Here is a 26,987-nt window from a genome sequence, read left to right on the forward strand (position 1 = left end):
GCGGCCGCTCAGCCGATGGCCGGCGCGGCGGCCACCCAGTACTGGGGATGGCGGGCGCGTAGCTCATGCGCCGCCTGATGCGCTTGGGCGGCCGAGCCGAACAGCCCGAACACCGTCCCGCCCGAACCCGACATGCGGGCCAGCGCGCAGCCGTCGAGGAGCCGCATGTCGGCCAGCAGCTCGCCGATTGCCGGCACGAGCGCAACCGCGGCCGGCTCGAGGTCGTTGCGTGTCTCCGCCAGCCACAGCCCCAGTTGCGCCGGCCGGGTCAGCGGCTGCGGCAGGGCCGGCATCGGCGGGTTGTGGCGGCGCTCGAGGCGGCGGAACACCTCGGCGGTAGCGACCGGCACCAGCGGATTGACCAGCACCAGGTGGGTCGGGGGAAAGTCGCGCAGCGGGTGGATAATCTCGCCGACGCCCCGGACTTCCGCCGGTCGCGACAGCAGGCACATCGGCACGTCGGCGCCCAGGGTGAGCGCGATGGCACGCAGCTCGGCCAGCGGAAAGTCGCCATCGCCGAGGCGCGCCAGCAGGCGCAGCATCGCCGCCGCGTCGGCGGAGCCACCCCCGATGCCGGCCGCCACCGGCAGGTTCTTGGTCAGCGTGATGTCGAGCCCGGTCGGCAGGCGATCCGGCCAGCGTGCACGGAAGGCGCGGACGGCCCGCATCACCAGGTTGGAGTCCGAGCTGCCGGCTGCCGCCGCGAACGGGCCGATGACGGTCAGCCGGTCGGTTCTGGCCGGACGCGCCACCAGTTCGTCGGCAATATCGACGAAGGCCACGAGGCTCTCGAGCTCATGGTAGCCATCGACGCGCCTGCCGACGACATGCAGCGCCAGGTTGACCTTGGCGGGGGCCGCCTCCGTGAGGGCGGCCTCGGTCGGTGCCGCCATCAGTTGGCGGTGGGAGCGGTTGCGCCCTCGGCCACCGGGCCCCTCTCGGGCGCCGCCTCGACGGCGTCCAGCCCCTCGGCCAGCTTCTTGGCGACCCGCGCCTTGACGTTGCCCTCCTTGTCGACCGAGGCGGCGATGTTCCACTGGAACTTCGCCTCGAGCGTGCGCCCGGCCCGCCAGTAGGCATCACCCAGGTGGTCGTTGATCTCGGGATCGGTCGAGCGCAGCTGCACGGCGAGCTCGAGCTGCTGCACGGCCTCGTCGAAGCGGCCGAGCCGATAATAGGCCCAGCCGAGGCTGTCGATGATGTAGCCGTCGTTGGGTGCAGCGGCGACTGCCTTCTGGATCATGTCGAGCGCCGGTATGAGGTTCACGCCCTGGTCCACCCAGCTGTAGCCCAGGTAGTTCAGCACCTGGGGCTGGTCGGGATTGAGCTGGAGTGCACGCTTGAAGTCGGCCTCGGCCTTGCTCCACTCCTTGTTGCGCTCATAGGAAATGCCGCGGACATAGTAGAAACGCCAGTCGCCGGGCGCGTCGCCGCCCGCCACATCCAGCGCCTTGGTGTAGGTGGCTGCAGCCTCGGCGTATTTCTCGGCGGCGCGCTGCATGTCGCCCAGCACCGAAAGCGCATCGAGGTCGCGCGGGTTCTGCTGCACGATATTGCCGAGCCGCCGCAAGGCCTCGTCCCGGCTGCCCAGCGCGTCGAGATTTTCGGCGACGCGTACCACCGCCATGGGCTTCATCGGCGAATCTGCCGGAATGGCATCGTAGATCCGGTTGGCGGCATCGTGCTGGCTGGCGCCGTCGAGCAACTGGCCATAGACCAGGTCGATGACGTCGGAGCGGGGATCGAGATACATCCCCATCTGCAGGAACGCCGCCGCGATATCGGGACTGCCCTCGCGGGCGAGCGCCACGCCCACCGAATGGAACATCTCGGCCGCGCCGGCCTGGATGTCCGCCGCGAACACACCCGGCCGCTGCTTGAGGTCGATCTTGGCCTTGACCGCATCGATCAGGGGATGGTCGAGACCCTGCGCCGCGAAATCGGCGATGACCTTCTCGGCCTCGTCGAAACGGCCGGCATTGCCGAGCATGCGGGTATAGGCCTCCACGATCCGGGCGACCTGTGGATCCGCCTCGTAGGCCTTCTTGGCGAGCACCAGGGCTTCGGCGCTGCGGCCTTCGACATCGGCCATCACGGCGCGGTGGAAGACGAGGAAATCCTCGAGTCCGCCCTGCCCCAGCTCGTCGAGCACCTTGTCGGCCTCGTCGCGCTTGCCGTCGCCGATCAGGGCCCAGGCGCGCAGGATGCCGCCGGTGATGCCGGCGAAGGTGTCGCCGCCGACCGATTCCAGCTCGCGCGCGGCCGCACCATAGCGGCGCTCCTTCACCGCCTGCGCGCCAATCACGAGGCTCGCAAGGTCATTGGGCGCGCTGAGTTCCAGCAGGTGCTTGGCGACACGCGCCGCCTCGGCGATCTGGCCGTTGGCGGTATCGGCGACGAAGCTGCGCTCGATGATCACCGGATTGTCCCAGTCTCCGGCGGCGGCGGCGCGGAAGTAGCGCGCGGCATCTTCGGTCCGCAGGTCGGTCAGGGCCTGGCGGCCGGCAAGATAGCTCCCGGTGACGCTGTCGCTCATCAGCGGCAGCATGGCGCCGGATTCGAGGGCCATCGCGCTGCTCGCGGCAAGCATGGCGGCGAACAGGACACCAGACACGAGGCGGGCTTTGTGGGTCACGAGGCTCGATAACTCCGGGGGGACAGGTAGACTGCGAGTAACCGCGGAAAGATGGTCGATTTTAGGACTGCGCCGCAAGGGGCAGGCACGATGAAGTGACGGCCTCACATGCCCGAGTAATTGGGACCCGACCCGCCCTCCGGCGGAACCCAGGTGATGTTCCGGGCCGGGTCCTTGATGTCGCACGTCTTGCAGTGGACGCAGTTGGCCGCGTGAATGCGAAAGACCGGCGCTCCCCCCTCTTCGACCATCTCGTATACGCCTGCGGGGCAATAGAGCGGGGCCGGCTCGCCGTAGCGCGGGAGGTTCTCGCGCACCGGCACCGAGGGATCGGCGAGGCGCAGGTGGACCGGCTGGTCCTCGTCGTGGCTGAGATTGGCGAGATAGACCGAGGCGGCGCGATCGAAGGTCGTCACCCCGTCGGGGCGCGCATAGGCGCGCGGCGTAGCCTCCTGGATCGGCTTCAGCGTCTCGGAATCGGCCTTGCCGTGGCGAAGCGTGCCGAACGGCGAGACGCGCAGCAGCGCCTCGCACCACATGTCGAAACCGCCGAGCAGTACGCCGGCCAGGGTGCCGAAGCGCGACCAGAGCGGCTTGACGTTGCGCACCGGCCCGAGTTCCGCGCCGATCCCGGTGGCCAGCACCGACTCGTCGAGCCCCTCGAGCGTGTCATGCGCCCTGCCCTCGGCAATCGCCGCAGCGACGCGTTCCGCCGTGGCCATGCCGGAACGGATGGCATTGTGGATGGCCTTGAGCGCCGGCACGTTCATGAACCCGGCCGCGCAGCCGATCAGCGCGCCGCCCGGAAAGGCGAGATCGGGGATCGACTGCAGCCCGCCCGAGGTCATGGCCCGGGCGCCGTAGCTCACGCGCCGGCCGCCCTCGAGCAGCCGCGCAATCGCCGGATGCTGCTTGAAGCGCTGGAACTCGCCGAAGGGCGACAACGTCGGATCGGAATAGGAGAGGTGGACGGCGAGGCCGAGGTAAAGCCTGTTGCCTTCGGCATGATAGGCAAAGCCGCCGCCCGAGGTGGCGTCGTCGAGCGGGAAGCCCAGGTAGTGGTCGACGCGGCCCGGCTCGTGCCGGTCGGGTGCGATCTCCCAGACCTCCTTGATCCCGAGGCCGTAGAACTGCGGGTCGTGGCCATCAGCGAGGCCGAACCGCTGGATCAGCGCCTTGGCCAGGGAGCCCCGCGCGCCCTCGCCGATCAGTGTGTATTTCGCCTTGAGGCCGATGCCCGCCGCATAGGTGGACTTGGGCTCGCCATCGGCGCCGACGCCGAGGTCGCCGGTGATGATACCCTCGACCTGCCCGTTCTCGCCGGTCAGCACATCCACGGCCGCCGTCATCGGAAAGATGTCGACGCCCAGTCCCTGCGCCTGCTCGCCAAGCCATTTCACCAGGTCGCCCAGGCTTACGATCACCGCATCGGGCGTCTTCATCTGTGGCGGTATCATCTGTCCGGGCAGCTGGAGATCAGCCGTGCCGGTGAGGAAGTGGAAGGTGTCGCGCGTGACCTTCGGACCGACCGGGGCGCCGAGGTCGCGCCAGTCGGGCAGCAGCGCATCGAGCCCCACCGGGTTCATTACCGCGCCGGAAATGATGTGACCGCCCAGTTCGGCCGACTTTTCCACCACCGTCACGCCGAGGTTCGGAGCCACCTGCTTGAGCCGGATGGCGGCGCTGAGCCCCGCGGGACCGGCCCCGACGATGAGCACGTCGGTTTCGATGATCTCTCGGCTTCCGGCGTCGGCCAAGGTCTCGATCCAATCGCTGTGGCGGGGCAAGGCGGGCTGTGACATAACAGAACCCATGTCCGAAAATCGACCGCTAAATGAGGCCGAAGCCCGCGCGGCGCTCGACTGGTATCGTGCCGTCGGGGTCGATTTCGCCGTCGTCGAGGAGCCGGTCGATCGCTTTGCCGCTTCGGTGACGCCGTCACGGTCCCGCCCCGCGGCCGCCGCGCCGATCTCGGCCCCGTCAGCGGCGCCCGTCGCGGCGCCAATCGCCCTGTCGCTCTCGGCCGATCCTTCCGAGACGACGGCGATCGCCACGGCCGCGCCGACGCTCGAAGCGTTGCGCGCCGCGATGGAGGCGTACGAAGGCTGCACGCTGAAAAAACGCGCGACGCAACTGGTCTTCGCCGACGGCAATCCGGAAGCCGAGATCATGCTGGTGGGGGAAGGCCCGGGCGAGCAGGAGGACCTGCAGGGCAAACCGTTCGTCGGCCGTGCCGGGCAGCTGCTCGACCGCATGCTGGGCGCCATCGGGCTCGACCGCACCAAGGTCTACATCGCCAACATGGTGCCCTGGCGTCCGCCCGGCAATCGCGAGCCCTCTCCGGAGGAACTGGCGCTGTGCGCTCCCTTCCTGCTGCGGCAGGTCGAGTTGGTGGCCCCGAAATTCCTCGTGACGCTCGGCAACGTGCCGACCAAGGCGCTGTTCCAGACCCAGAACGGCATCACCAGGATGCGCGGCCAGTGGCGCGACCTCACCGTCAACAGCCATCGCACCCGCGCCCTCGCCACGCTGCACCCGGCCTACCTGCTGCGCACCCCGGCGAGCAAGGCCCTCGCCTGGCGCGACATGCTGGGCCTAAAGCAGGCGATGGAGGGCTAGGGGTCGACCTAGGCTGACGCCGCCGCCCCATCAAGGTCGAGCGGCGTAGCGGGCCTCCATGTCATCCCTGCGAGAGCAGAGAACCAGGTCGCCTCGGCGTCAGTCGCCCGACCCCGCCTCAACTACGACTTAAGACTATCGACCCAGGAATATTCTTGGCGCTTGATTGTGCTGCCCGAATTTGGTCCGGTTCGAAGGGCAAGCGCCTCGGGCCCAAGACCGCGGAAAGCGCCATGTCGTCAGCCCTCAAGATCTATGCCCTGTTCATCGGATCGGCCCTGCTCATGTTCGGCGGCGGGCTGCAGGGCCTGTTGCTGTCCGTGCGCGGCGCCGAAGAGGGATTTTCGCTCGCCGCGCTGGGCCTGATCGGCACCGGCTGGTCGGTCGGATTCGTGGCCGGCTCGATCACTGTGCCGCTGCTCGTCAAGCGCGTCGGCCATATCCGCGCCTATTCGATCATGGCGGCAATCGGCACCATCACGATTCTGCTGAACCTGCTTTGGGTCCAGGACATCGGCTGGATCGTGCTGCGCGCCGCCTCCGGCTACTGCTTCGCCGGCGCGGCGATGATCGTCGAGAGCTGGCTCAACGAAGTCGCCGACAACAAGAGCCGCGGCACGATCTTTTCGGTCTACTCGACCATCAACATGGCGGCTTCGACCGTCGGGCAGCTGGCCATGTCGGTCACCGGTACCTTCGGCTACGTCCCCTTCGTCGTCGGCGCGATCGCCTTCATCTGCGCGTTGCTGCCGACGGCGCTGACCTCGACGCCGCAGCCCCGGCCGATCTCGTCGGCGCGACTCGACGTCGTCCTGCTCTACAGGACGTCGCCGCTGGCGGTGATCGCGGCCTTCGCCTGCGGCATGTCCAACGGCACATTCGGTACGCTGGCGCCTGTCTATGGCTTCGCACAGAAGCTCGAACCGGCGACCATCGCCTACCTGTTCTCGGTCACGGCCATTGTCGGGGCCATCGCCCAGACCCCGTTCGGGCGGCTGAGCGACCGGATCGACCGTCGGCTGGTGATCGTCGGCCTCAGCGGGTTCGCCGCGGTCGTCGGGTTGCTGACCGTGCTGATCAATCCGGCCAGCGGGATCGCGATGTTCGTCCTGTTCGGCTTCTACGGCCTCGGCGCCTATCCGCTCTATGCCATTGCCGTGGCGCATGCGAACGACTTCGCCAAGGAGGGCGAGTTCGGGCGCGTCGCCGGCGGCATGCTGCTGATCCTCGGCATCGGCCTCGCCATCGGTCCGATCGTCGCCAGCTGGGTGATGAACGCCATTGCCCCGGTGGGCCTGTTCATCGTCACGGCCACCTTCCACGGCGCGCTCGCCGTGACCGCCTTCCTGCGCATGAAGGTGCGGCCGGTGCGCGACGCCCACGGGCGGGTCCGGTTCCGCGCAATGAATGCCGAAAAGCCGATCTCGCCGGGCACGGTCGAGCTCGACCCACGCATCGAAGCGTCCGAAGACAACCTCGTGCCGCCTGCCAGGGTCCATCCTGCCCCAACCGGCGAGGCCGAGGTGATCGTGCCCGACCCGATCGAACCGGTCGTCCTCGCCCCCGATCATCCCAAGCCCGACGCTCCCGGCGAGACCGACAGGTCGGACAAGCCCAGGCCGGAGTAACCGCATGTTCAAGAGCGAACTTGACCTCGCCAGGCCGTTCACGCCGTTGTCGATCGCGGTCCTTGCCGTGTCCGACACGCGCACGCTCGAAACCGATACCGGCGGCGCCCTGCTCAAGTCGCTGCTGGAAGGCGACGGCCACACCTGCTTCGAACGCGCCGTCGTGCGCGACGACATCCACCAGATCCGCGCCAGGGTGATGGAGTGGGTGGTGAACCCCGCGGTCGACGCCATCATCACCACCGGCGGCACCGGCTTTACCGGCCGGGACGTCACACCCGAGGCGCTGGAGCCGTTGTTCCAGAAGCGCATCGACGGATTCTCGGTGCTCTTCCACCAGTATTCCGCCACCACCGTCGGCACCTCGACCCTGCAGTCGCGCGCCACCGGCGGGCTGATCGGCGAGACGTTCGTCTTCTGCCTGCCCGGTTCGCGGGGCGCCTGTCGCGACGGCTGGGAGGGGATCCTGCGCGCCCAGTTGGACAACCGGCACAAGCCCTGCAACTTCGTCGAGCTGATGCCCCGCCTCGCCGAGCGCTGAGGCCGCCATGGCGAAAAACGAGAAGCTGACCGTGAAGCTGACGCGCAAGCAGGTGGCGCCGCGCAATCTCGCGGCCAGGTCCCTGCTGGGCGGGCAGTTCCAGCCCAGGGTCGAGGCAGACCCCAAGGCCTACAAGCGACGCGGCAAGCATAAGCGCGACCCGCTGTCCGGCATTGATGAATCCGAGGAACCGAAGACGTAACTCGTTTTCAGTTACTTCTTCATATTTGCCGATTATCGGTTCATTCTGCGCCTGAACCGCCCGCCGGAAGCTCTTCCAAAAACACGTTCATTACCGGTTCAGGCGGCGCAATTCAGTTGAAGCGCCGGAGCCGTGGTGACACTCTTTGCGGTAACCCGGCGCAGCGGAGGGCTCCCATGACCGGCCTGATCATCCTAGCCATCGTCATCGCCGCCGCCGGCTATGCGATCCTCGTCTACAACGACCTTGTCTCCAAGCGTCAGCTCAAGGAGGAGGGCTGGTCCGGCATCGATGTGCAGCTCAAGCGCCGCACCGACATGATTCCCAACCTGATGGAGACGGTGAAGGGCTACATGGGCCACGAGCGCGAGACGCTCGAGGCCGTGACCCGGGCCCGCGCTGCCGCTACCGCCGGCGCCAATGCCGGCCCGGCCGAGCGCAGCCAACTCGAAGGCGCGCTGTCCGGTGCGCTGGGCAAGCTGCTCGCCATCGCCGAGGCCTATCCCGACCTCAAGGCCAACACCACCTTCCTCGAGTTCCAGTCAGCGCTGCAGACTGTCGAGGACGAGATCCAGCTCGCCCGCCGCTACTACAACGGCGCCGTGCGCAACCTGAACACGGCGGTGGAGAGCTTTCCTTCCAACATCCTCGCCAATGCCTTCAAGTTCGAGAAGGCCGAGTATTTCGAACTCGACAACGAGGCCGACCGGGCCGTGCCGCAGGTGAAGTTCTAGGACGCTCGCGTGGGAGCCTCAGCCATGGCGCGCGCGGCCACCCCCCTCCCGTCCTCCCTCCCAAGGGGGGAGGTGCCTGCCGGTTCGCCTGGCACAATCGAGCCACAAGCTCTTCACTTCATCTCCCCCCTTGTGGGGAAGGCCGGGAGGGGGGTGCAGCACGCGCTGCTATTTGCAGTAGCGCTGATTCTCTCCGTCCTCTTTGCTCACCCCGCCCTCGCCCGCGAGGCCATCACCTCCTTCGCCTCCGCCATCACGCTCAACGTCGACGGCTCCGTCGACGTGATCGAGACCATCGAGGTCAACGCCGAGGGCGACGAGATCCGGCGCGGCATCTATCGCGACATCCCGCTGATCCTCATCAACCCGGACCGGTCGCGGCTGCGTTCCACGCTCACCGTCACGTCGGTGACGCGCGACGGCCGGACCGAACCCTACTCGCTCGAAAACCTCGCGGCAGGGTTCAAGCGCATCCGCATCGGCGACGCCGACGTGTTCCTCAGCTACGGCAAGCACCGCTACACCATCCGCTACTCGATGAGCCGCATGGGACGGACCTTCGCCGACCATGACGAGCTGTTCTGGAACGTCACCGGCAACTACTGGGTCTTCCCCATCGATACGGCCGTCGCCTCGATCGCGCTGCCGCCGGGCGCGGTGATAAAGGACCTCGTCGGCTACACCGGCCCCGTCGGCTCGATGGAGCAGGCGGTCGAGATCACCCGCAGTTCCGACAGCATGGCGATCTTCCGCACCACGCGCCCGCTGCGCGCCGGTGAAGGGTTCAGCGTCGCCGCCTCGTTCCAGAAAGGCATCCTCGCCGAACCGCAGGGCGTCGATCGCTTGCTCTACTGGATCAGCGACCATCGCGACGTGGTCGGCCCCGGGCTGGCCGTCGCCGTGGTGCTGCTCTACAACCTGTGGGCCTGGGTCTCGGTGGGGCGGGACCCGAAGAAGGGCACCATCATCCCGCTGTTCCACCCGCCGAAGGGCTTTTCGCCGGCGCTGGCCGAATATGTCGACGGCATGGGCTGGGCCAAGGGCGGCTGGACTGCGTTCACGGCTTCGATCTTCGACCTCGGCGTCAAGGGCCTCGTCAGGATCGACAACCCCGGCAAGACGCTGACCGTCACGGTGACCGGCAAGGCCCCGCCAGCCGATCTCGGCGCGGCGGAGCGGGTGATCTACAACTACTTCAACGCCAACGGCAGCGTGACGGTGAACACCACCACCGGCCCCAGGCTCAACGAGACGCGCGGCCAGTTCGTAGCGGCGATCGAAGGCGAGAACCGGCAGGTCTACTTCAGGAACAATTTCGGCTACGTCGTCTTCGGCTTGGCGCTCTCAGCGCTGCTGCTGCTCGGCATGGTGCTGTTCGATCTCATCGACCCGGTCACGCTGGTCTTCGCCGCGATCGGCGCCGTCTTCGTCGGCGTCCTCGCCGGCATCCTGCGGGGCTTCTGGTCCACGCCGATCATCGCCAAGATCATCATCGGCGTCTGGGTGGTGATCTTCGGTTCCAACCTGATCGGCGCGGCCACTTCGTTCCTCAGCGACATCCAGCTCGACGTACCGCTGATCGGCGCGGCCTCGATCATCGTCGTCAACGTCATCTTCGCCGTGCTGATGCGGGCGCCGACCGTGCAGGGCCGCAAGGTCATGGACCAGCTGGATGGCTTCAAGATGTACATGGATACAGCCGAGAAAAACCGGCTGAACATGGTCGGCGAGCCGCCGATGACGGTCGAGCGCTTCGAGCGCATCCTGCCCTATGCCATCGCGCTGGGCGTCGAGAAGCCGTGGTCGCAGCACTTCGAGGGCGAATTGTCGCGCAACGCCGTCGCCGACGCTCCGGGCGGCGTCTACACGCCCGGCTTCTACTCGGGCCGCGACTGGTCCACCTCCAGCGGCGGCTTCTCCAACACCGTCTCGTCCGTGGCCAGCGGCATGAGCGCCGCCATGGTCGCCGCCCAACCCTCAAGCTCCTCCGGCTCCGGCTTCTCCGGCGGTGGCGGTGGTGGTTCGGGCGGCGGAGGAGGCGGCGGGGGCGGCGGCGGGTGGTAAAGCCCCCACCGCGAGCCGGCCCTCCGCCGGGGTGACCCCGTTCCTGGAGCACGACCACGTCCTGCCCCCAGCTGTCATCACTGCGAAAGCAGGGACCCCATGGACAGCCCGCGCCAGCGGAGAGATGGACCCCGGACTGCGCCGGGGTGACACCGCGTTTGATGTGGGCACCGAGCCCACCACCCCACTGGCTGTCATCCCAGCGAAAGCTGGGACCCAAGCCTCAACCCGCACCAGCCGAGCGTTGGGTCCGGCGCACGCACCGGGCCTGCCGCCCACGCACTGAACTGCTGACCCAAAGAATCTTGTCCCCGCCCCTCCACACCCCCCTTATCCTCTCCCGGTCCAACCACGGGCGGGCGCTCGCGACGAACGAATGGTGGCTGGATATCGAGGGTCATGGGAGTCGTCCCATGGCAGGTCGGTATCGTGGGCAACCGGCCGACTGGTCAGGTCCCGTCCTGGTAACAGGGGTGTGGAGAGAGCCAGCCGCGCACGCTCCCTCACGATATCGGTCTCACTCAGACCTCGATCCGACCGGCGCGGCGACGGCCGTTTCATTTGCGGACTAACCGCGTGGCCCTAAACCGCGCCGGTCGCCCCGCCCATCATAACCCGAAGCCGCAAGGCGGCCGGGTCGCCTGTGCTGCCGCATGGACATCAGCCGCGCCCCTTGCTAGTCCTCCCGCGCCCTAATCGCCGGTGCCAGAGATGCCTGAACTGCTTGTCGAACTGTTCTCGGAAGAAATCCCGGCGCGCATGCAGCGCAAGGCGGCCGAGGAACTGAAGAAGGCCGTGACCAACGCCCTGGTCGACGCCGGCCTCATCTACGAGAGCGCCAAGGCCTTCGTGACGCCGCGGCGCCTGGCCCTGACGGTCACCGGCCTGCCGGCTCGCTCGCCCGATACGCGCGAGGAGAAGAAGGGCCCGCGCGTCGGCTCGCCGCAGCAGGCGATCGACGGTTTCCTCAAGGCGGCCGGTCTCGCCTCGATCGAGCAGGCGAAGATTGAAAGCGACCCCAAGAAGGGCGAGTTCTACGTCGCCCATATCGACAGGAAGGGCGCCGAGGCCACCGAGATCCTCTCGACCCTCCTGCCCAAGGTGATCACCGGCTTCGACTGGCCGAAATCGATGCAGTGGGGCAATGGCGGGCTGAGCTGGGTGCGGCCGCTGCGCGCCATCACCGCCACCTTCGGCACCGAGAACGACGAGCCGGCGGTCATCCCGTTCAAGTCGAACACCGTCACGAGCGGCCAGACCACCTACGGGCACCGCTTTCTCGCGCCCGGCGCCATCCGCGTGCGCCGTTTCGACGACTACGTGCAGGCGCTCGAGAAGGCCAAGGTCGTGCTCGACATCGATCGCCGCAAGGAAATCATCAAGGCCGACGCCGACAACCTCGCCTTCGCCCAGGGGCTGACCGTCATCCACGACGAAGGCCTGCTCGAGGAGGTCGCCGGCCTCGTCGAGTGGCCGGTCGTCATGATGGGCTCGTTCGATCCCGCCTTCCTCGAAGTGCCCGAGGAAGTGATCATCGCCACCATCCGCGCCAACCAGAAGTGCTTTTGCCTGCGCGACGGTGCGGGCAAGCTCGCGCCCAATTTCATCATCACATCGAACCAGATCGCCGAGGATGGCGGCAAGCAGATCATCGCCGGCAACGAGCGCGTGATCCGCGCCCGCCTCTCCGATGCCCGCTTCTTCTACAAGACGGACCTGGCGCTGCCGCTCGAGCATGGCCTGCCCAAGCTCGAGGAGAGCGTTTTCCACGCCAGGCTGGGCACGCAGTTCCAGCGCGTCGAGCGCCTGGTGAATCTCGCCGGCGAGATCGCCCCCAGGGTCGGCGCCAGCGTCGATCAGGCCAAGCGCGCCGCCATGCTCGCCAAGGCCGACCTCACGACCGGGATGGTCGGCGAGTTCCCCGAGCTGCAGGGCATCATGGGCCGCTACTACGCGCTGGCCCAAGGCGAGCCCAACGCCATCGCCAACGCCGTCGCGGACCACTACAAGCCGCTCGGCCCGACCGACCTCGTCCCGGCCGAGCCGGTCGCCATTGCCGTGGCGCTGGCCGACAAGCTCGACACCCTCACCGGCTTCTGGGCCATCGACGAGAAGCCCACCGGCTCGCGCGACCCCTTCGCCCTGCGCCGCGCCGCGCTCGGCGTGATCCGCATCATCGTGGACAACCAGCTGACCTTCCCGCTCGAGGTCGAGCCGGACCTCCTCAGCTTCTTCCACGATCGCCTGAAGGTTTCGCTGCGCGATGCCGGGGCGCGCCACGACCTCGTCGACGCCGTCATTTCCAAGGACAGCAACGACATCCTCGAGATTACCCGCCGCGTCGATGCGCTGGGCAAGCTTCTCGGCTCGGAGGATGGCGTGAACCTCCTCGCCGGCTATCGCCGCGCCGCCAACATCCTCGCCGCCGAGGAAAAGAAGGACGGCCGGAAGTACGACGCTCCGGTGGTCGAGGAGCAGCTCAAGCTCGACGCCGAGATCGCCCTAGCCGACGCCATCATGCAGGCCGATGCCGCCGTGGCCGCCAAGGTCGCCGGCAACGACTACCAGGGCGCCATCGCGGCGCTGGCGACGCTGCGCCAGCCGGTCGACGCCTTCTTCGACGCCGTCCTCGTCAACGACGCCGACCCGGCGGTGCGCGCCAACCGGCTCAACCTGCTTGCCAAGCTGCGCGACACGATGCGGCTCGTGGCGGATTTCTCGAAGGTCGCGGGCTAGACGACGGCCCCGAACAGGGTGCCGACGCCGAAGGTCACGGCCATGGCGATGGCGCCCCAGACCAGGACTCGCAGCGCCGGCCTGACAGTGCCGGCGCCTCCGGTCAGCCCGCTCAACGCGCCGACCGCGGCAAGCGCCAGCAGGGTCACGACGATGGTTGTGACCAGCACTGCGCCGGGCGGCGTCAGCAGCACTGCCAGCAGCGGCACCGCCGCGCCCACCGAGAAGGTGATCGCCGAGGTGACGGCCGCCTGCAACGGATTGGCCGCGAGGTGCTCGACGATCCCAAGTTCGTCGCGCGCATGGGCGGCGAGCGCATCGCCTGCGGTCAGCTCCAGCGCGACCTGGCGCGCCAGCGCCGGACTGAGCCCGCGATCTTCGTAGATCTTCGTGAGTTCCTCGAGTTCGCTGTCGGGCTGCTCGGCCAGTTCGCGGCGCTCGCGCGCCAGGTCGGCGCGCTCGGTGTCCGCCTGCGAACTCACCGAGACATACTCGCCCGCCGCCATGGACAACGCCCCGGCAACCAGTCCGGCAACGCCCGCGGTCAGCACGGCGCCGTGCCCCGCGCTCGTCGCGGCAATGCCGACGATCAGGCTCGAGGTCGAGACGATACCGTCATTGGCCCCCAGCACCGCGGCGCGCAGCCAGCCGATACGGTCCATCGCGTGTCGTTCGGTATGCGGCAACCTGCTCATGAACCCGTCCACTCCTGCGAGACTCGCCTTCCGGCCGCGAGGGCGGCCCGGCAACTCACGGGTGACACTCTCGCCGCCGGGCAGCGCTGAATCAAGTGGGGTGAACGGCTCGCGAGCACCGCGCGAGCAGCCGCCTCGACTCCTGGACCCGGACTTATCCCCGCTCGTTTGTTCTTGTTCTGTTCACGTGCAGCTGGTAGTCATGATGGAACGTTGGCCGGTGGGCGAGTCGTCGACCGGATCGCTGGAGATGACCATGCGGGTTACTGCGCCGAACTTCGAACAGCTGGAAAGGCTCAGCGGCACGCGCGATGCCGACCTGATCGCGCGGCGCTTCGTCGATCCGGCGCTCAATCGCGGCCGCGGCGCACAAACCAACAAGGGCAGCCGATTCGACCGGGAGAGCCGCGAGGCCGTCGACGACGGCTGGGGCATGGTGGAAGACCTGAAGCCGTTCGAAACCATCGAGCATGTCGAGCGCGCCCGCACCATCATCACGCGCAACGAGAGCCCCGACATCGGTTTCGACCGCTCGATCAACGCCTATCGCGGCTGTGAGCACGGCTGCTCGTACTGCTTCGCGCGGCCGACGCACGCCTATCTCGGGCACTCGCCGGGGCTGGAGTTCGAGCGCGACATCTACGTCAAGACCAACGCGGTGGAGCAGTTGCGGCGCGAGCTCAGCGACAAGCGCTACAAGCCCAGGCCGATCGCCATGGGCACCAATACCGATCCGTACCAGCCGGCAGAGCGCAAGCACCGGTTGACGCGCGGCATCCTCGAGCTGCTGCTCGAGACCAGGCATCCGGTGACCATCACCACCAAGTCGGCCCTCGTGGTGCGCGACCTCGATATCCTCAAGCCGCTGGCCGAGCTCAACCTCGTGCGCGTGGCGCTGTCGATCACCAGCATGGACCACAAGCTGTCGCGCAAGATGGAGCCACGCGCCTCGACGCCAGAGAAGCGGCTCGAGGCGGTGCGCCTGCTGTCGGAGGCCGGTGTGCCGACCACCGTGATGGCCGCGCCGATGATCCCGGCGATCAACGACATGGAACTCGAGCGCATCCTAGATGCCGCCGCCGCGCAGGGCGCCCGCGACGCGAGCGCCATCCTGGTGCGCCTGCCGCTCGAGGTGCGCGACATCTTCCGCGAGTGGCTGCTGCGGCATTTCCCCGATCGGGTCAGCCATGTCATGGGCCTCATCCGCGACGCGCGCGGCGGCAAGGACAACGACCCCAACTTCCACACCCGCTTCGTCGGCGACGGGCCCTATGCCACGCTGCTGCGCCAGCGGCTGGAGCGCGCGAAGGAGCGGTACGGACTGAACAAGACCATCCCGGCGCTCCGGACCGACCTGTTCCAGCACCCGAGCGTGGACGACGGGCAGATGAGCCTGTTCTGATCTGCTTGGAGGCGGCGCGATTTCGTCCCCTTCCTGTGTCCCCCCGGCGAGTTGGGGGTGACAATTGGACTGCACGCCGAGTTGTTCCAGGGCCCACACTTCGCCCTTGCCTCGCCAGCGTTGGTGTCGATGCTAGGGGCCATGCCTACCGAATCGCAGACGCCGCCCATCGTCCCCGCCCTGCCGACGCTCAAGTTCGAGCGGGCTGCGATCAAGCGCGGCGCAACCATTGTCTGCGGCGTGGATGAGGCCGGTCGCGGCCCGCTGGCCGGACCCGTGGTCGTTTCGGCCGTGGTGCTGAACCATCGGCGCGTGCCGTCGGGCCTTAACGATTCCAAGCAACTCACCGCCGCCGAGCGCGAGGAGCTCTATGAGGAGATCATGGCCAAGGCCATCGTCTCCATCACCGTGATGCCGCCCTCGGTGATCGCGCGCATGAACATCCTGCAGGCGTCGCTCTGGGGCATGGGCCAGGCGGTGCGTGGGCTGACGGTCAAAGCCGACCACGTGCTCGTCGATGGCCACATGGTGCCCAAGAACCTGCCCTGCGCCGGACAGGCGATTATCGGTGGCGACGGCAAGTCCGTCTCCATCGCGGCGGCCTCGATCGTCGCCAAGGTGACTCGCGATCGCATGTGCCAGATCATGCATTGCGAGGAGCCGCATTTTGGTTTCGACAGCCACAAGGGCTACGCCGCTCCGATGCACCTTGCCGCCTTGACCGAGCACGGACCGGGCCGCCACCACCGGATGGATTTCGCCCCGTGCATCGAGGCGCAGCGCCTCAAGGATGCCGGCATCGTCGTCCCCATTGAGGTCGCTGCTGCCTAGCTCGGCAGCAAGTCTTCCCAGGCCCACCTCCCACTCGACGTCATCCCGGCGAAAGCCGGGACCCAGACTTCAACCGACTCCGGTGGAGCGTCGGGTCCCTGCTTTCGCAGGGGTCACAACTGGTAGGCGGGGTGGGATCGCTGCCCCTGCCCCTATCCGAGGGTTTAACGTCTTGCTAACCTCGACGCTTAAATCCCTTTTAACCCTAACGCCTTACAACCGATCCCGTTAGTACTGCGTCAGGGTTCGAGTAATGTTGCGTACCGCGCGTACGGCGGCCACCGCCGATGCGGAGGGGAGCTTGCTCCCCATCGACACCATCCTTGTGGGCGATTGCATCAAACACATGAATGCCTTGCCGGCCGGCTCGGTTGACCTGATTTTTGCCGATCCCCCCTACAACCTCCAGTTGGAGCAGGGGCTGACGCGTCCCGACCAGTCGCGGGTCGATGGCGTCGACGACGCCTGGGACAAGTTCGACAGCTTCGCCCATTATGACATCTTCACCCGCGCCTGGCTCAAGGCGGCGCGGCGCATCCTGAAGCCCGATGGCGCGATCTGGGTCATTGGCTCGTACCACAACATCTTCCGCGTCGGCGCGGCGCTCCAGGATCTCGATTTCTGGATGCTCAACGACATCATCTGGCGCAAGGCCAACCCGATGCCGAACTTCCGCGGCACCCGGTTCACCAATGCGCACGAGACGCTGATCTGGGCCGCCAGGGACAAGGAGTCCCGCGTCACCTTCAACTACGAGCAGCTCAAGCTCGCCAACGACGACGTGCAGATGCGCTCGGACTGGCTGTTCCCGATCTGCACCGGCGCCGAGCGCCTCAAGGGCGAGGACGACGAAAAGCTCCACCCCACGCAGAAGCCGGAAGCCCTGCTCTACCGCGTCATTTCCGCAACGACCAAGCCGGGCGACGTGGTGCTCGACCCCTTCTTCGGCACCGGCACCACCGGCGCCGTGGCCAAGAAGCTCGGCCGGCACTTCATCGGCATCGAGCGCGAGGATACCTACATCGCCGGCGCGCTGAAGCGCATCGCGGCGATCCGGCCGCTCAGCGCCGGCGCCATCGAGACCGCCGTGCCCAAGCGGCAGGCGCCGCGCGTCGCCTTCGGCTCGCTGGTCGAGATGGGGCTGATCGCGCCGGGCACCGAACTCTACGACGAGCGCCAGCGCTTCAGCGCTCTGGTGCGGGCCGACGGGTCGCTTGTCTCCGGCCAGCACATGGGCTCCATCCACCGCGTCGGCGCGCTCGTCCAGGGCGCCGAAGCCTGCAACGGCTGGACTTTCTGGCACGCCCGCCAGGGTAGCCGCCTCGCGCCCATCGACGATTTCCGCGCCCAGGTGCGCGCCGAGATGGGCCGCCTTTCAGCCTGATCCTGACCTCCAATCAACCAGGCTAGCATCGCCGCCGGCACCGAAACGTGCCGGCGGCCTGTTTTTGCTCATTCGTCCACCCCAGCCGCCACCAGCACCTTGCGGAACACGCTGGGCAGCGCCTCGGCGTCGAGTTCGCGCGGGTCGGCCCACCAGCCGTCCGCCAGCGTCCCGGTCTCGGCGACTACTGCCGTCCACACCTCGAGCTCCAGCCGGAAATGGGTGAACACGTGCACCACCTGGCCGCGATGCTGCCAGTCGGACGACAGCGGCGGGACAACCGGGCGCCGGTCCGAAGTCCACTCCGACACCGGCGTCTCGGTCATCTTGGCCAGCAGGCCCTTGTCGGCCCGCGTCCTCAGGTACACGTCGCCATCGGCATCGCGCATGACGAAGGCGTGGCCGTAGCGGGTGGGGCGCTCCGCCTTCTCGGCCTTGACCGGATAGGCCAGCGGTTCGAGCTTCGCGCCACGGCAGCCGGGCTCGAGCGGGCAGAGGATGCAGGCAGCGTTGCGCGGCGCGCAGATGGTCGCGCCAAGGTCCATCAGCGCCTGGGCAAAATCCCCCGCCCGCGCCGGCACCGCTTGTTGCACCGACTCGCGCACCAGGTCCTTGGCCTCGCGCACAGGCACGTCGAGCGCCAAATAGCGCGCCACCACGCGATCGACATTGCCGTCCACGACCGCGATGCGTTCGTCGGCGGTGATCGATGAAATCGCCGCAGCCGTGTATCGCCCCACGCCCGGCAGCGTCAGCAACTCCTCCGACGAGGTCGGGAAGCGACCACCGAACCGCTCGACCACGGCAACCGCACAGGCATGGAGGTTCCGCGCCCTAGCGTAGTAGCCAAGGCCTGCCCATTCGACGAGCACTGCTTCGAGCGGCGCCGCGGCCAGGTGACCGACGGTCGGCCAGAGATGCAGGAAGCGGGCGTAATACCGCCCTACCGCCGCAACGGTGGTCTGCTGCAGCATGATCTCGCTGAGCCACACCCGATAGGGATCGGGGCTAACGCCGCGCGCCCGGTCGGCCGGGCTGGTCCGCCACGGCAGCGAGCGCGCATGGCGATCGTACCAGGTGAGCACGGCGGCGGCATCCAGAGGCACGGGGTTTTGCGAGAAAGCAGGATTTGGCATGATAGGGGGCAACAGATGGCGCGCCGTTTCCGGCCGCGCAAGCCGCAGCGGGAAGTTGTTACCAGTGGCCGACAAAGCCAAAGCCCCAGCCAAGGACAAGAGCAAGGACGACGCTCCGCCAAAGCGGCTCAACCGCACCGTCGGCGTCGCAGAGGCGCTTGGCCGCGCGCTGGATCCCGCCCTCAAGAAGCGCGGCTTTGCCAGTCGCGACATCGTCGCCAACTGGGCCGCCATGGCGCCAGCGCCCTACGACAAGGTCACCCGCCCGGACAAGCTGAGCTGGCCGCGCGGCGAGAAGGGCGCCGAGGGTGCCATACTGCATCTGAGCTGCCACCCCGGCCACGCTCTCGCGTTGCAGCACGAAGGGCAGCGGGTCGCGTCCGCCATCAACCGCTATTTCGGTTATCTCCTCGTCGGCCAGGTGCGCCTCAGCGCCACACCCTTTGCCATCGAGGCGGCCGCGCCGGAAACCGTCCCGGCCCTTCCCGATGTCACGCGCGCCCGTATCGGCCGCGTGGTCGAACGCGTGGAGGATCCCGGGGTGCGCGAGGCGCTGCGCGAGCTGGGACAGGCGATGGCGCGGAAGAAGATGCGGTAGGCGTCGCACTGCTCCGCTCCCCTTGAGCGACAGATACCTCGCGCAGCGAGGGGTTGAGGGGACCCATCGTCCAATCCGCCACCTCTCGAACTGTTCATCGCCCGTTGAACTTGCCCCCCGTAAGTTCGGCGCGATATACGGGCTGCAACGAAAAATGGAGATAACTCGTGGCCAACCGTCGCAACATTCTCATCGGCTCGGGCGCCGCCGTGCTCGCCGCCGCGTCGGGCACGAGCCTGTCGCTGCTGTTTGGCGCCACCGGCGCGCTGGCGCAGCAGTTCGACGCTGCCAAGCTGATGGCGCCGGCGGGCAACTACAAGGACCACGCGCTGGGCAATCCCCAGTCCAAGGTGACGCTGATCGAGTACCTGTCGCCGACCTGCCCGCACTGCAAGGCTTTCGCGCTCGACGTCTATCCGCAGCTCAAGGCGGAATACATCGACACCAACAAGATCCAGTACATCCCGCGCCCGTTCATCCGCAACGTGCTCGATGCGGTGGTGTTCATGCTGGCCGAGGCGGCCGGCGAGGCGAAGTACCACGATGTGGTCGAAACCTTCTTCAAGACCCAGGACACCTGGGCGGCGTCGAACACGCCGAACGACGCGATCTTCGCAATCGCCCAGCAGCTCGGTTTCACCAAGGAAAGCTACGACGCTGCCTTGACGAATCAGGACCTCTACGCCGGTCTGGAAGCGGTGCAGAAGCAGGCTCTCGACGAGTTCAAGCTGCAGGGTACGCCGACCTTCTACATCAACGGCAAGATGCTGTCGGGGGAGACTTCGCTTGAGGCTCTCAAGGCCGAAATCGATCCGCTACTCGCCTAAGCGTCGCGCCCCGTGGGGCGCGCGATGAAGTTCACGCGCCTCAAGCTCACCGGCTTCAAGTCCTTCTGCGATGCGACCGAGCTCCACCTGGAGCCCGGTCTTTCTGGCGTTGTCGGGCCCAATGGCTGCGGCAAGTCCAACCTTGTCGAAGCGCTGCGCTGGGTGATGGGCGAAAGCTCGTACAAGGCAATGCGCGCCTCGGGCATGGACGACGTGATCTTTTCCGGCTCGGGCAGCCGGCCGGGCCGCAACACCGCCGAAGTCACCCTCGTCCTCGACAATTCCGATCGCACCGCGCCGGCCCCGCTCAATCATGCCGACGTGCTCGAGGTCACCCGCCGCATCGAGCGCGAGGAAGGCTCGGTCTATCGCGTCAACGGCAAGGAAGTCCGCGCCCGTGACGTGCAGCTGCTGTTCGCCGATGCCTCGACCGGCGCGCATTCGCCCGCCCTCGTCCGCCAGGGCCAGATCGGCGAGCTGATCGCGGCCAAGCCGCAGCAGCGCCGCGCCCTACTCGAAGAGGCTGCCGGCATTTCCGGCCTCCACTCCCGCCGTCACGAGGCCGAGTTGCGCCTGCGCGCCGCCGAGCAGAACCTCGAGCGCGTCGACGACATCATCGCGCAGGTCGAGCAGCAGCTCGAAACGCTGAAGCGGCAGGCCCGGCTCGCCGTGCGCTACCGGGCGCTGTCGGGCGACATCCGAAAGGCCGAGGCGACGCTGTTCCACATCCGCTGGATCGCCGCGCGCTTCAACGAGAAGGACGCAGAGGCGGCACAGGCCAAGCTGGTGCGCGAGTTGGCCGAGGCACAGCACACCGAGCTCGAGGCGCAGAAGCTCGTATTCCTCGCCGACAAGGCGCTGGCACCGCTGCGCGAATCCGAAGCGGCGGCCGGGGCAGCGTTGCAGCGGCTCACCATCCTGGCCGAGCAGCTCGATAACGAGGCTCGGCGCGCCGCCTCCCGCCTGACCGAACTCAACGAGCGGCTGAAGCAGATCGAGCAGGATGCCGTGCGCGAACGCGCCCTCGTCGGCGAGAGTGACGAAGCGCTGAAGTCCGCCGCTGCCGAGCGCACCCAGCTCGAGGCCGAAGCCGCCGGTGAACAGCAGGCGCTCGAGGCCGCCCGCGTCGCCGCCGAGGCCATGCAGGCCGAAGTCGCGACGGCCGACCTCGCGGCCCGCGCCGCCGCCGAGGCCCTGGCCCAGCTCCGCGCTCGCCGCGCGGCCGCCGAACGCGGCGTGAGCGAGGCCCGCACCCGCGCGCAGCGGCTTGAGGCGCAGGTCGCCGATGTCGTGCGCGAGGCCGAACAGCTGTCTCGTACGCTCGCCTCCGATGCCACGCTTGCCGCCAGGCGCGCGGCGCTCGAACAGGCGCAGGCGCGTGCCGGTTCGGCCGAGGCGGATGCCGTGGCGGCCGAGGCCGCCGCCAGCGCCGCACAGGCCGCAGCCGATGCCATCCGGCCCGAGGTGCAGCAGATCGAAGCGGCGCTCAACCGGCTCGAGGCCGAAGCGCAGACGCTGACGCGCATCCTCAACCATGGCGGCGCCAGCAAGTGGCCGGCGATCGTCGACCAGCTGAAAGTGTCACCGGGCTACGAAACCGCCCTCGGCGCCGCGCTCGGTGACGATCTCGATGCCTCGTCGGACGCCGGTGCGCCGCTCCACTGGGCCGGCGCCGCCGCCGGCGACGACCCCGCCCTGCCCGCTGGCGCGACGCCGTTGTCCGAGTTCGTCGCGGGCAGCCCGCTGCTCGCCCGGCGCCTCGCCCAGGTTGGCATCGTCGATGCTGCCGATGGCGCCCGCCTGATGGGCGAGCTGAAGCCGGGCCAGCGGCTGGTCAGCAAACAGGGCGCGCTCTGGCGCTGGGACGGTTTCGTCGCCGCGGCGGATGCTCCCACCGCCGCCGCCGAGAAGCTGGCGCAGCGCAACCGTCTCGCCGAGCTCGAGACGGAGATCGCCGAGGCCCGCAATCGCCGCAACAGCCGCCGAGCCGACGCCACCGCCCTTACCGAAGCACTCACCGCCGCGCGCAATGACGAGCGAAGCAAGCGCGAGGCCTGGCGCGCGGCGCAGCGCGACATCGCCACCACGCAGGCCGAGCTCGACAAGGCGCAGCGCGCCATCGGCGACCTGACGACGCGCCAGGCCGCGCTCGAAGAGACCCGCACCCGCCTCGAGGCCGGCCGCGCCGAAGCCGTCGCCGCGGTCACCGAGGCCGGGCGGTTGGTCGCCGAATCTGCCGACGAATCGGAGGCGGCAGGCCTCTATTCCACCCGCCAGGCGCAGCTCGCCGAACTGCGCGGCAAGGCCGACGATGCCAGGCTCAAGCTCGGCGGCTTCGAGACTGCCGCCCGCATGCGCGCGTCGCGCCTCGGCCAGCTCGCCGCCGACGTCGCTGCCTGGACCCGTCGCCGCGACAGCGCCGCGGCCCAGCTCGCCACCCTCGACACCCGCTCCGGCGAAGTCCGCGACCAGATCGCGGCGCTCCAGGCTTCGCCCGAGGATTTTGCCGAGCGCCGCTTCGCGCTCGACCGGCAGATCGACGCCGCGCGCGAGGCGCACAAGGCGACCACCGATGCGCTCAGCGTCGGCGAGAATCGTCATCGCGAGGCCGACCGCGCCCAGCGCCTCGCCCACGACGCCCTGTCCGGCTTCCGTGCCGAGCTGGCGCGTGTCGAGGAGCGCATCAAGGGCCTCATCGCACAGCGCCATCAGATCGAGCGGCAGGTGCATGAAACGCTCAACATCGAGGCGTCGCGCACCGCCGAACTGGCCGGCATCCGACCGGAACACGCCCTGCCGCAGGAAAGCCAGGTCGAAGCCCAGGTCGAGCGGCTGAAGGCCGAGCGCGAGCGGCTGGGTGGCGTCAACCTCGGGGCCGAGAAGGAAGCCGAGGAGGTTCGGGAGAAGCTCGACCTCATGGTCAAGGATCGCGACGACCTGATCGCGGCCATCGCCAAGCTCCGTGCCGGCATCCAGAGCCTCAACCGCGAGGGCCGGCAGCGGCTCAACGAGGCGTTCGAGAAGGTCAACGCCTACTTCCAGGAGCTGTTCACCTCGCTGTTCGGCGGCGGCACGGCGGAACTGCAATTCGTCGAAAGCGAGGATCCGCTCGAGGCGGGTCTCGAGATCATCGCGCGCCCGCCCGGCAAGAAGCCCTCGACCATGACGCTGCTGTCCGGCGGCGAGCAGGCCCTCACCGCGATGAGCCTCATCTTCGCGGTGTTCCTCACCAACCCGGCGCCGATCTGCGTGCTCGACGAGGTCGACGCCCCGCTCGACGACGCCAATGTCGAGCGCTTCTGCAACCTGCTCGACACCATGCGCCAGCGCACCGAGACGCGCTTCCTCGTCATCACCCACAATCCCATCACCATGGCCCGCGTCGACCGGCTGTTCGGCGTCACCATGGCCGAGCGGGGCGTCAGCCAGCTGGTATCGGTCGACCTGAAGGGCGCAGAGGAAGCCGTGCGGCAGGCGAGCTAGCTCCCCTCCCCCTTGAGGGGAGGGGTGGGGGGTGGGGGTCCATCAGTGATCCGCCGAACCACCCCCTCCCTCATTCCCTCCCCTCAAGGGGGAGGGAGGGGCTTGCCTTGGGATCGCGCCGCGCCCCGGTCACTGCCCCACACTCGCCCCAATCGCCACGGCCAGAGTCGAATGACTCAATGTCACACCTGTTCGCCGCCCGGAAACTGTATGTTATTTCAACGACTTATGGCGCTTATCACAGCCTTGACACCATTCGGGGGCGCCACTATGTTGCCCGCGACTTCAGGGGCTCCAGTTTCAGCTACGGTCCGGAGGCGCAAGGGAGAGCGGGATGACAGAGTCACGCGGTACCAAGCGTCCTTCGAGTGATGGAAAACCGGGACCCCTTACGTCCGACCTGGCGGCGCGCATCAAGCGGGCGCAGGTCGAGGCGGATGTGCCGGGTGACGCGGATATTGCTGCGACCAACCGGGACATGTCCGGATTGAGCCGCGGCCTGCGGCTTGGCTCGGAATTCATTGCGGCCATCCTGGTTGGCGCAGGTCTTGGTTACCTGCTCGACCTGTGGCTGAAGACCAGTCCCTGGCTGTTGCTGGTGATGCTGCTGGTCGGCTTTGCGGCGGGCGTGCTCAATGTGGTGCGCTCCACTGCTGAAATGAACCGGGCGGCGCCGCCGCCCACGGACGCCATGCGCGTTCCGGACGACGCAGAAGACGAGTGAAGGCGCTAGCCTGAAGGAACAGCAGTTGGCCGATCCGAATAAAGTCGACCCGATCCACCAGTTCCAGATCACCGATATCGTTTCCTTCGGTGACGGCGGCATCTCCTTCACCAACTCGGCACTGTTCATGGTGCTGACGGTCGGCCTCATCGCCGCCTACCTCATCCTCTCGACGCAGAAGCGCGCGCTGGTTCCCAACCGCGTGCAGCTCGTGTCCGAGATGCTCTACGAGTTCGTCGCCAAGATGGTGTCGGACTCGGCCGGCAAGGCCGGCATGAAGTTCTTCCCGTTCGTGTTCTCGCTGTTCATGTTCGTGCTCGTCGCCAACATGTTCGGCATGATCCCGTTCTTCTTCACCGTCACCAGCCACATCATCATCACCTTCGCGCTGGCGATGCTGGTGTTTGCGGTGGTCATCATCTACGGGTTCTGGAAGAACGGCTTCAAGTTCCTCAAGCTGTTCGTGCCGTCGGGCGTTCCCGCCTACGTGCTGCCCATCGTGGTGCCGATCGAGTTCGTTTCGTTCCTCTCGCGCCCGATCTCGCTCAGCGTTCGTCTCTTCGCCAACATCCTCGCCGGTCACATCACCCTCAAGGTGTTCGCGGGCTTCATCGTCACCCTGGGCGGCCTTGGCTTCCTCGGCTGGCTCGGTGCACTGCTGCCGCTGATCATGACCGTCGCGATCACGGCGCTCGAATTCCTCGTCGCGGCCCTGCAGGCCTACGTGTTTGCAGTGCTGACCTCGATGTACATCAACGATGCCATCCATCCGGGGCATTGATCGGCCGGTTCACAGTGAGACGGCGGCAAGCGCCGTCAATCGGTCGCAAAATGGAGAAGACCAATGGATCCAGTAGCAGCTAAATATATCGGTGCAGGTATCGCAGCAATCGGCATGGCCGGCGCGGCGATGGGCGTGGGCAACATCTTCGGCAGCTTCCTGTCGGGCGCCCTGCGCAACCCGGCAGCCGCCCAGGGCCAGTTCGGCAACCTGATTTTCGGCTTCGCCGTGACCGAAGCTCTCGGCATTTTCTCGTTCCTCATCGCCCTTCTGCTGCTGTTCGCAGTCTGATTTCGCGACAGGCAGCGATACGCTGACTGAACACGGGCTTCGGGTCTAGATCCGGGGCTCTTCCGGCCGCAAAGGGTATCCAAGATGGCGGGTTCAGCCCAAGACATCATTTACGTGGCGCAGGCCGAAACCGGCGATGCGCTTCAGGAGGGCACGGTCGTTGCCCCCGCTGAGGAGCACGCTGCTACGGATGCCGCTCATGGCACCGAAGGCACGCATGCCTCGACCGAGGCGCATTCGGAGGTGTTTCCGCCCTTCGATCCGGCGAGCTTCGGCAGCCAGTTGCTGTGGCTGGCCCTGTGCTTTGCTGCGCTCTACCTGCTGATGAGCCGCGTGGCCCTGCCGCGCATCGGCTCGATCATCGAGACGCGCCGCACCCGCATCGAAGGCGACCTCAAGGAAGCCGAACGTCTCCGTCAGGAGACCGAGAAGGCGGCGGCAGCCTATGAGGCGGCCCTGGCCGAGGCGCGCAAGAACGCCCATGCCATCGCCGAGGAAACCCGCGCCGGCATCAAGGCCGACATCGAAGGCCGCCGCGCCGACGTCGAGGCCCAGCTGAGCAAGCGTGTGACCGAGGCCGAGGCCCGCATCCTTACCGACAAGACTGCGGCCCTCGCCAATGTGGCGACCATCGCGGCCGAGACGGCGCAGGCACTCGTTGCCAGGATCTCCGGCTCTGCCACGGCAGCCGAAGCCAAGGCGGCGGTCGCCGCGGTCAACAAGGAGTAAGGCCCATGTGGAGCTTCGGATTCGACGCCACCACCGGCGCCACCATCTGGGCGACGATTGCCCTCGTCATTTTCATCGGCATCGCCATCTACTTTGGCATCCACAAGACCATCGCCGGGATGCTCGACGACCGGATCAAGAAGATCGAGACCGACCTCGCTGAAGCTGAAGCGCTGCGCGCCGAAGCCAAGGCCCTGCTCGACGACTATGCGCGCCGTCGCGAGGAAGCCGAGAAGGAAGCCGAGGGCATCGTTACGGCTGCCCGCGAAGAGGCGTTCCGCCTGACTGCCGAGGCCAAGGCGTCGCTCGAGGCCATGGTTGCCCGCCGCGAGAAGTCGGTGACCGACAAGATCGCCCAGGCGGAAGCCCAGGCCGTCGCCGAAGTCCGCGCCCGCTCGGCCGATCTGGCTGTCGAGGCCGCCCGCGTGCTGCTCGAAAAGCAGGTCGCCACCAAGGGCGACGCACTGATCGACCAGGCCATCAAGGACGTGGCCGCCCAGCTGAATTGAGCTTGGTACAACGCTGCAGATGAGGGCCCGCGCAAGCGGGCCCTTTCTTTTGCGCCGATGCCGAGACCCGGCACCCGGCATCCCCCACCCCGTCATTCCGGCGCAGGCCGGAGAGTGTGGTGCACAATCCCGCCCACCCACAGCTGTCATCCCAGTGCAAGCCGGGACCCAACTTGCAACCCGCGCCGGCGGCGACGCGGATCCCTGCTTTCGCAGGGATGACACCGAGAGTGACGGGAATATCAGTGGCTTGGCGGTGGCGCACAGAATCTTGTCCCCCTCACCTCCACCCGTGCGATTCTCCCCCTCGTCCGCTGCACCGAAGCGAGATCATGACGAGTGGTTGGTGCGGGGGAGGTTGGGTGGGGTGGCAGTCGTGCTGCCCCAGGCTCAAAGCACGCGCGGCATGGTCCGGTTCGCCGGATGAGCCGCTGTCAA

The 26,987-nt window shown here is 67.6% G+C and carries 23 protein-coding genes; 18 read left to right on the forward strand and 5 right to left on the reverse strand.

The features are described 5' to 3' along the window. Positions 1 to 8 precede the first annotated feature (8 nt). The 3 genes from J0I99_RS16845 to J0I99_RS16855 all read right to left on the reverse strand — a co-directional run bounded on the left by J0I99_RS16845 (position 9) and on the right by J0I99_RS16855 (position 4,437). Complete coding sequence (locus J0I99_RS16845) at positions 9 to 893, reverse strand: 4-(cytidine 5'-diphospho)-2-C-methyl-D-erythritol kinase (protein ID WP_291398705.1); 885 nt, start codon at positions 891 to 893, stop codon at positions 9 to 11. Further along, positions 893 to 2,635: a tetratricopeptide repeat protein gene (locus J0I99_RS16850; protein ID WP_291398706.1), complete on the reverse strand. Its 1,743-nt coding sequence runs from the start codon at positions 2,633 to 2,635 to the stop codon at positions 893 to 895. Before J0I99_RS16850 ends, J0I99_RS16845 begins: the two co-directional genes overlap by 1 nt. Positions 2,636 to 2,739: 104 nt before the next feature. After that, on the reverse strand, positions 2,740 to 4,437 hold the full coding sequence (locus J0I99_RS16855; protein WP_291398707.1) for an electron transfer flavoprotein-ubiquinone oxidoreductase: 1,698 nt from the start codon (positions 4,435 to 4,437) through the stop codon (positions 2,740 to 2,742). A gap of 10 nt (positions 4,438 to 4,447) precedes the next feature. Between J0I99_RS16855 and J0I99_RS16860 the strand changes: the two genes are divergently transcribed. The 7 genes from J0I99_RS16860 to glyS all read left to right on the forward strand — a co-directional run bounded on the left by J0I99_RS16860 (position 4,448) and on the right by glyS (position 13,159). Next, positions 4,448 to 5,254, forward strand: coding sequence for a uracil-DNA glycosylase (locus J0I99_RS16860; RefSeq protein ID WP_291398708.1), 807 nt, complete (start codon positions 4,448 to 4,450; stop codon positions 5,252 to 5,254). A 233-nt stretch (positions 5,255 to 5,487) separates the two neighbouring features. Further along, on the forward strand, positions 5,488 to 6,882 hold the full coding sequence (locus J0I99_RS16865; RefSeq protein ID WP_291398709.1) for an MFS transporter: 1,395 nt from the start codon (positions 5,488 to 5,490) through the stop codon (positions 6,880 to 6,882). 4 nt (positions 6,883 to 6,886) lie between these two features. Next, positions 6,887 to 7,423: a molybdenum cofactor biosynthesis protein B gene (gene moaB, locus J0I99_RS16870; protein WP_291393951.1), complete on the forward strand. Its 537-nt coding sequence runs from the start codon at positions 6,887 to 6,889 to the stop codon at positions 7,421 to 7,423. A gap of 7 nt (positions 7,424 to 7,430) precedes the next feature. Then, positions 7,431 to 7,625, forward strand: coding sequence for a hypothetical protein (locus J0I99_RS16875; protein WP_291398710.1), 195 nt, complete (start codon positions 7,431 to 7,433; stop codon positions 7,623 to 7,625). A gap of 176 nt (positions 7,626 to 7,801) precedes the next feature. Then, on the forward strand, positions 7,802 to 8,359 hold the full coding sequence (locus tag J0I99_RS16880; RefSeq protein WP_291398711.1) for a LemA family protein: 558 nt from the start codon (positions 7,802 to 7,804) through the stop codon (positions 8,357 to 8,359). Positions 8,360 to 8,512: 153 nt separating this feature from the next. Beyond that, positions 8,513 to 10,423 carry a DUF2207 domain-containing protein gene (locus J0I99_RS16885; RefSeq protein ID WP_291398712.1) on the forward strand — a complete coding sequence of 637 codons (1,911 nt, stop codon included), beginning with the start codon at positions 8,513 to 8,515 and terminating at the stop codon, positions 10,421 to 10,423. Between the two features lie 711 nt (positions 10,424 to 11,134). Then, a complete protein-coding gene (gene glyS, locus J0I99_RS16890) occupies positions 11,135 to 13,159 on the forward strand; it encodes a glycine--tRNA ligase subunit beta (RefSeq protein WP_291398713.1) in 2,025 nt (674 codons plus the stop codon). Here the strand turns inward: glyS and J0I99_RS16895 are convergent. Then, positions 13,156 to 13,854, reverse strand: coding sequence for a VIT family protein (locus J0I99_RS16895; protein ID WP_291394227.1), 699 nt, complete (start codon positions 13,852 to 13,854; stop codon positions 13,156 to 13,158). The two genes, glyS and J0I99_RS16895, sit on opposite strands and share 4 nt — an antisense overlap. 256 nt (positions 13,855 to 14,110) lie before the next feature. On the opposite strand from J0I99_RS16895, the gene J0I99_RS16900 reads away from it, so the two are divergent. The 3 genes from J0I99_RS16900 (at position 14,111) to J0I99_RS16910 (ending at position 17,471) form a co-directional block, all read left to right on the forward strand. After that, on the forward strand, positions 14,111 to 15,256 hold the full coding sequence (locus tag J0I99_RS16900; protein WP_291398714.1) for a PA0069 family radical SAM protein: 1,146 nt from the start codon (positions 14,111 to 14,113) through the stop codon (positions 15,254 to 15,256). A 141-nt stretch (positions 15,257 to 15,397) separates the two neighbouring features. Then, positions 15,398 to 16,087, forward strand: coding sequence for a ribonuclease HII (locus tag J0I99_RS16905; protein WP_291394229.1), 690 nt, complete (start codon positions 15,398 to 15,400; stop codon positions 16,085 to 16,087). Positions 16,088 to 16,340: 253 nt separating this feature from the next. After that, positions 16,341 to 17,471 (forward strand): site-specific DNA-methyltransferase, encoded by a 1,131-nt coding sequence (locus J0I99_RS16910; RefSeq protein WP_291398715.1) that lies wholly within the window; start codon positions 16,341 to 16,343, stop codon positions 17,469 to 17,471. Positions 17,472 to 17,539: 68 nt separating this feature from the next. Here the strand turns inward: J0I99_RS16910 and J0I99_RS16915 are convergent, their stop codons facing one another. Next, complete coding sequence (locus tag J0I99_RS16915; protein WP_291398716.1) at positions 17,540 to 18,577, reverse strand: A/G-specific adenine glycosylase; 1,038 nt, start codon at positions 18,575 to 18,577, stop codon at positions 17,540 to 17,542. 94 nt (positions 18,578 to 18,671) lie between these two features. Here J0I99_RS16915 and J0I99_RS16920 point away from each other — a divergent pair, with 94 nt between their 5' ends. From J0I99_RS16920 to J0I99_RS16955, 8 genes are all read left to right on the forward strand, one after another. Further along, entirely contained in the window at positions 18,672 to 19,205 is a 534-nt protein-coding gene (locus J0I99_RS16920) for a DUF721 domain-containing protein (RefSeq protein ID WP_291398717.1), read from the forward strand. A gap of 167 nt (positions 19,206 to 19,372) precedes the next feature. Beyond that, positions 19,373 to 20,032, forward strand: coding sequence for a thioredoxin domain-containing protein (locus J0I99_RS16925; RefSeq protein ID WP_291390532.1), 660 nt, complete (start codon positions 19,373 to 19,375; stop codon positions 20,030 to 20,032). 24 nt (positions 20,033 to 20,056) lie between these two features. Then, positions 20,057 to 23,515 carry an AAA family ATPase gene (locus J0I99_RS16930; RefSeq protein WP_291398718.1) on the forward strand — a complete coding sequence of 1,153 codons (3,459 nt, stop codon included), beginning with the start codon at positions 20,057 to 20,059 and terminating at the stop codon, positions 23,513 to 23,515. 334 nt (positions 23,516 to 23,849) lie between these two features. Next, positions 23,850 to 24,239 carry an AtpZ/AtpI family protein gene (locus J0I99_RS16935; RefSeq protein WP_291398719.1) on the forward strand — a complete coding sequence of 130 codons (390 nt, stop codon included), beginning with the start codon at positions 23,850 to 23,852 and terminating at the stop codon, positions 24,237 to 24,239. A 25-nt stretch (positions 24,240 to 24,264) separates the two neighbouring features. Then, the gene (locus J0I99_RS16940; RefSeq protein WP_291390536.1) at positions 24,265 to 25,020 is read left to right on the forward strand and encodes a F0F1 ATP synthase subunit A; all 756 of its coding nucleotides are present in this window, start codon (positions 24,265 to 24,267) and stop codon (positions 25,018 to 25,020) included. Positions 25,021 to 25,083: 63 nt separating this feature from the next. Beyond that, positions 25,084 to 25,311 carry a F0F1 ATP synthase subunit C gene (locus J0I99_RS16945; protein ID WP_291390538.1) on the forward strand — a complete coding sequence of 76 codons (228 nt, stop codon included), beginning with the start codon at positions 25,084 to 25,086 and terminating at the stop codon, positions 25,309 to 25,311. Between the two features lie 84 nt (positions 25,312 to 25,395). Beyond that, positions 25,396 to 26,040, forward strand: a complete 645-nt coding sequence (locus J0I99_RS16950; RefSeq protein ID WP_291398720.1) for a F0F1 ATP synthase subunit B — start codon at positions 25,396 to 25,398, stop codon at positions 26,038 to 26,040. 5 nt (positions 26,041 to 26,045) lie between these two features. After that, positions 26,046 to 26,549, forward strand: coding sequence for an ATP F0F1 synthase subunit B (locus tag J0I99_RS16955; RefSeq protein ID WP_291398721.1), 504 nt, complete (start codon positions 26,046 to 26,048; stop codon positions 26,547 to 26,549). The last annotated feature ends 438 nt before the right edge of the window (positions 26,550 to 26,987 follow it).

The organism is Devosia sp., assembly GCF_017307495.1.
GTDB lineage: Bacteria > Pseudomonadota > Alphaproteobacteria > Rhizobiales > Devosiaceae > Devosia_A.

Bases quoted from the DNA above. Each gene is read 5' to 3' on its own strand.
- J0I99_RS16955 (WP_291398721.1), top strand. From the start codon at position 26,046: ATGTGGAGCTTCGGATTCGACGCCACCACCGGCGCCACCATCTGGGCG.
- moaB (WP_291393951.1), top strand. From the start codon at position 6,887: ATGTTCAAGAGCGAACTTGACCTCGCCAGGCCGTTCACGCCGTTGTCG.
- J0I99_RS16880 (WP_291398711.1), top strand. From the start codon at position 7,802: ATGACCGGCCTGATCATCCTAGCCATCGTCATCGCCGCCGCCGGCTAT.
- J0I99_RS16945 (WP_291390538.1), top strand. From the start codon at position 25,084: ATGGATCCAGTAGCAGCTAAATATATCGGTGCAGGTATCGCAGCAATC.
- glyS (WP_291398713.1), top strand. From the start codon at position 11,135: ATGCCTGAACTGCTTGTCGAACTGTTCTCGGAAGAAATCCCGGCGCGC.
- J0I99_RS16910 (WP_291398715.1), top strand. From the start codon at position 16,341: ATGTTGCGTACCGCGCGTACGGCGGCCACCGCCGATGCGGAGGGGAGC.
- J0I99_RS16860 (WP_291398708.1), top strand. From the start codon at position 4,448: ATGTCCGAAAATCGACCGCTAAATGAGGCCGAAGCCCGCGCGGCGCTC.
- J0I99_RS16845 (WP_291398705.1), bottom strand. From the start codon at position 893: ATGGCGGCACCGACCGAGGCCGCCCTCACGGAGGCGGCCCCCGCCAAG.
- J0I99_RS16905 (WP_291394229.1), top strand. From the start codon at position 15,398: ATGCCTACCGAATCGCAGACGCCGCCCATCGTCCCCGCCCTGCCGACG.
- J0I99_RS16950 (WP_291398720.1), top strand. From the start codon at position 25,396: ATGGCGGGTTCAGCCCAAGACATCATTTACGTGGCGCAGGCCGAAACC.
- J0I99_RS16935 (WP_291398719.1), top strand. From the start codon at position 23,850: ATGACAGAGTCACGCGGTACCAAGCGTCCTTCGAGTGATGGAAAACCG.
- J0I99_RS16895 (WP_291394227.1), bottom strand. From the start codon at position 13,854: ATGAGCAGGTTGCCGCATACCGAACGACACGCGATGGACCGTATCGGC.
- J0I99_RS16875 (WP_291398710.1), top strand. From the start codon at position 7,431: ATGGCGAAAAACGAGAAGCTGACCGTGAAGCTGACGCGCAAGCAGGTG.
- J0I99_RS16900 (WP_291398714.1), top strand. From the start codon at position 14,111: ATGCGGGTTACTGCGCCGAACTTCGAACAGCTGGAAAGGCTCAGCGGC.
- J0I99_RS16865 (WP_291398709.1), top strand. From the start codon at position 5,488: ATGTCGTCAGCCCTCAAGATCTATGCCCTGTTCATCGGATCGGCCCTG.
- J0I99_RS16930 (WP_291398718.1), top strand. From the start codon at position 20,057: ATGAAGTTCACGCGCCTCAAGCTCACCGGCTTCAAGTCCTTCTGCGAT.
- J0I99_RS16855 (WP_291398707.1), bottom strand. From the start codon at position 4,437: ATGTCACAGCCCGCCTTGCCCCGCCACAGCGATTGGATCGAGACCTTG.